The organism is Hymenobacter agri, assembly GCF_054778495.1.
Map to the genome: position 1 here is coordinate 1 of NZ_BAAGZM010000398.1, position 4025 is coordinate 4025.

The following is a 4025-nucleotide window of genomic DNA, read 5'->3' on the forward strand; positions in this document are numbered from 1 at the left end:
CGGGCGCTGGCGCTCGGCCAGGGGCGCGTCGGCCCCGGGTGCGGGTGGCGGAATGAAAGCGGTGGGTTCGTCGTCGGGGAAGAGGGAAGTCATGAGTGGCAAAGTAGCGCGAACTTTGTGGTTCGCGTTCTAGAACGTTCGGCACCGAAACGAGTTCTTACGGCGCGAAAACGCGAACTACAAAGTTGGCTCACGCCGACCTTCGGGTCACGTCACCTCCCTCCATTATGCGCAATTCCCTCCGCGTGCACGCGGCCCTGTTTTTCGTTGCCCTTATCTACGCGGCCAACTATTCGCTGTCGAAAGACGTGATGCCGAAGTATATGGGGCCATTTGGCATCGTCACGCTGCGCATTGTGGGCGCGGCGCTGTTTTTCGCCATCATCAAATACTTCGTGGCGCCGCAGGATAAAATCACCGGACGGGCCGACAATCTGCGGTCCATCGCTTGCGGCGTGCTGGGCATTGGCGTGAACCAACTGCTGTTTTTTTCGGGGCTGAACCTGACCTCGCCCATCTCGGCCTCGTTGCTGCAAACCATCGCGCCCATTGTGGTGGTCATCGCCTCAGCCTTTTTGCTAAAGGAAAAGATTACGCTGCCGCGCGTGCTGGGCATTGCCGTGGGCATGGCGGGCGCGGGCATGCTCATTCTGGGGCGCCACACGCAGTCGGCCGCCGCGCCCAACCCCACGCTGGGCAACCTGTTCATCCTGGCCAACGCCACGGTATTCGGGCTATACCTAGTGCTGTCACAGCCGCTCATGCGCAAGTACCACGCCTTCACGGTGCTGGCGCGGGTGTTTCTGGTGGGCGCGTTCATTGCGGTGCCGTTTGGCTGGCGCAATGCCCTCACGGCCGACTACGCCCACTTCCCGCTCTACATCTGGCTCGAAATCGGCTACATGGTGGTCTTTCTCACCATCCTGGCCTATCTGCTGAATAACTGGGCATTGAAATACGCCTCCCCCGCCCTGCTGGGCGTGTACATCTACCCGCAGCCGGTGCTGGCCGTGCTCATTGCCGTGGCCCTAGGCAAAGACCATCTCACCTGGGGCAAGGCCGGGCAGGCAGCCCTCATCTTCCTGGGCGTGTGGCTGGTGAGCTGGAAGCGGAAGCCAGCGGCGGTGCCGGCAGTGGCGGCAGAGCAGGATTAAATAACTGTCAAGGAATTCTTGACAGTTGTTTTTACTAGTGCGAAAGCGCTATGCTTCTGCGTACTCGTTCCCATTATCTAAAACTCAAAGAAGCGTTGTACCCTACAATTGCGGGCCAGTCGTCAAGGAATACTTGATAATTGAGTAACATCTCTGCAGTTGTCCGGAATTGCCGGACAACTACATTTCGTCATCTTCGAGTTTGTAAGGATTCCTTACAAACTCAATCGTTTTCTAATTTACTGCTCCCGCTTGGCCACTCGCTACATTCGTAACCCAACAATGTTGGGTGCGCTAATCGACGCAGATGTATTTAGCGTTAAGGCCACCAGCGCTTGGTTGCGTTGCTTGGTGAGCAGACCATACATCGTTATCAACCGCTGCTTATTTCCTTTATTCACGTAGTCGTCAAACTCAAAACCTTCCAGCTTGAACCCGCCGGTTCTACCAAACTGCTTGTCCATTTCTTGCAGCATTGGTTTGAGTTTCTGTAAATCTCCCGGTTGGAAATAATGCGGGTCCATTTGTAAAAGCAAGTCGTCATAATTCTCGCTTTTAAGTAATCGGCCAACCTCATCGAATTTATTCTTAGCCATGTCAACCGCATCCAATTCCTTCATCGGGTATGAATGGGAGTAGCTGTTGTCTCTGCCTTTGATGGTGATTCTAATGAAGTCGTACTTTTCCCGCTCGGCCGGGCTAACAGCGCGGTAAAATAGGTAGGCGCAATTCGATGCCGGGATGCTCAGCTTCGGAAATGTGGATTCCAGCTGGTCGTTCATCAACTCTAATTCCACGTAACGACCTTGCACGGCTGTGCTGTCGGTCGAGTTATTCACCCCGGATTTTGCGCTCAGGCTACCACCGTATTCCCGCATCACCGCATCAGTTCCGAATTCGCTAACGCCCCCACAGCCAGCCAACATGGCGACAAGTGCGATTAGAAGAAAGTATATTTTAAACATAAAAACAACGTGGAAGGTGGAAGAAAAAAGACCTTCTCAATCAGCTTGAGAAGGTCTTTCCGGGGTAAGTTAGTCAAGAATACTACAGGTGAATCACCTCGCCGTACGCGGCGGCGGCGGCCTCCATCACGGCTTCCGACATCGTCGGGTGCGGGTGCACGGCCTTGATGATTTCGTGGCCGGTGGTTTCGAGCTTGCGGGCTACCACTACCTCGGCAATCATCTCGGTTACGTTCATGCCAATCATGTGGGCACCGAGCCACTCGCCGTATTTCTTGTCGAAAATCACCTTCACGAAGCCGTCTTTGGCGCCGGCCGCGCTGGCTTTGCCCGAGGCCGAGAAGGGGAATTTGCCTACCAACACATCGTAGCCTTTTTCTTTGGCCTCAGCCTCGGTGTAGCCCACACTGGCAATTTCGGGCGAGGCGTAGGTGCACCCGGGGATGTTCTGATAGTTGAGCGGCTCGGGGTGGTGGCCGGCAATTTTCTCGACGCAGATGATGCCTTCGGCCGAGGCCACGTGGGCCAGCGCGGGGCCGGGCACGATGTCGCCGATGGCGTAGATGCCGGGCACGTTGGTCTGGTAGTAATCGTCCACAATTACGCGGCCGCGCTCTACTTTGATACCCAACTCTTCGAGGCCGATGTTTTCGAGGTTGGTCACCACGCCGGCAGCGCTCAGCACCACGTCGCAGTCAATCTGCTGCTCGCCTTTGGCAGTTTTGACGGTCACTTTGCAGCCTTCGCCACTGGTGTCCACTTTGGTCACTTCGGCGCTGGTGAGCACGTTCACGCCGATTTTGCGGAACGACTTCTCCATCTGGCGCGACACTTCCTCGTCTTCCACCGGCACGATGCGGGGCAGGTACTCCACCACCGTCACTTCGGAGCCCATGGTGCGGTAGAAGTAGGCAAACTCGACGCCGATGGCGCCCGAGCCCACCACCACGAGGCGCTTGGGCAGCTGCTCCATGGCCATGGCCTTGCGGTAGCCGATAATTTTCTGGTTATCGATGGGCAGGGCGGGCAGCTCGCGGGCGCGGGCGCCGGTGGCTAGGATGATGCTCTTGGCCTCCACGGTTTCCTTGCTGCCGTCGGCTTTGGTTACTTCCACTTTGCCGGGGGCCAATACTTTGCCGGTGCCCATGATGGCCTCAATCTTGTTCTTTTTGAACAGGAAGTTGATGCCCTTGCTCATGCCCTCGGCCACGCCGCGGCTGCGCTTGATGACGGCGCCGAAGTCGTAGCCCACGCCACTCGCGGTGAGGCCATAATCGGCGGCATGGTTGAGGTATTCGAACACCTGCGCGCTCTTGAGCAGCGCTTTGGTGGGAATACAGCCCCAGTTGAGGCAGATGCCGCCCAGCGACTCGCGCTCGATAACCCCCACTTTCAAACCTAGTTGCGACGCCCGGATAGCGGCTACGTACCCGCCGGGGCCACTGCCGACCACGACCAAATCAAATTGCAATGCCATAAATCTTCAAAAGGAGATGATACAGAAGGAACCGGCGGCCGGCTCTTTTCATTCGGGCGCAAAGATAGCCGCGCCTCGGCACCGCGCGCTATCGGCGGTACGGGCCGGGCCCCAACTTAGGCACATTATATAGACACAGCTATTGTTCGGTTTCTTCCGTATAAGCCCCGCCGGCGGGGCTCCCGCTGGCCAATAACATTTCTGCATTCCATGAAATCACGTTTTCGCTCGCCTCTGGCGGCCTTGGGGCTGCTGGCTTTCCTCAGTAACTGCGCCACTACCGTTAAGGAAAAGGAAAAACCTACCGTTAATAGCCAGGCGATGAGCATGCCCGCGGTAACCACCACCGGCCAGCCCGACTCGACCGGCGCGGCCAGTACTGCTACCGATGCCCGCATCACCGGCGGGGCCAGCGGCATTGGCGCCACG

General features: G+C 57.3%; 4 protein-coding genes. 2 read left to right on the forward strand and 2 right to left on the reverse strand.

All coding sequences use genetic code 11. From position 1 onward, the window contains the following. Positions 1-227 precede the first annotated feature (227 nt). A complete protein-coding gene (locus ACYVDE_RS16495; RefSeq protein WP_460502648.1) occupies positions 228-1154 on the forward strand; it encodes a DMT family transporter in 927 nt (308 codons plus the stop codon). A gap of 263 nt (positions 1155-1417) precedes the next feature. Here ACYVDE_RS16495 and ACYVDE_RS16500 read toward each other — a convergent pair whose 3' ends face one another. Together ACYVDE_RS16500 and lpdA are read right to left on the reverse strand one after the other, a co-directional pair. Beyond that, positions 1418-2119 (reverse strand): hypothetical protein, encoded by a 702-nt coding sequence (locus tag ACYVDE_RS16500; RefSeq protein WP_460502649.1) that lies wholly within the window; start codon positions 2117-2119, stop codon positions 1418-1420. 82 nt (positions 2120-2201) lie between these two features. Further along, complete coding sequence (gene lpdA, locus ACYVDE_RS16505) at positions 2202-3596, reverse strand: dihydrolipoyl dehydrogenase (protein WP_460502650.1); 1395 nt, start codon at positions 3594-3596, stop codon at positions 2202-2204. 210 nt (positions 3597-3806) lie between these two features. On the opposite strand from lpdA, the gene ACYVDE_RS16510 reads away from it, so the two are divergent. After that, positions 3807-4025: hypothetical protein (locus ACYVDE_RS16510; protein ID WP_460502651.1), on the forward strand; the 219-nt coding region annotated here is incomplete at its 3' end.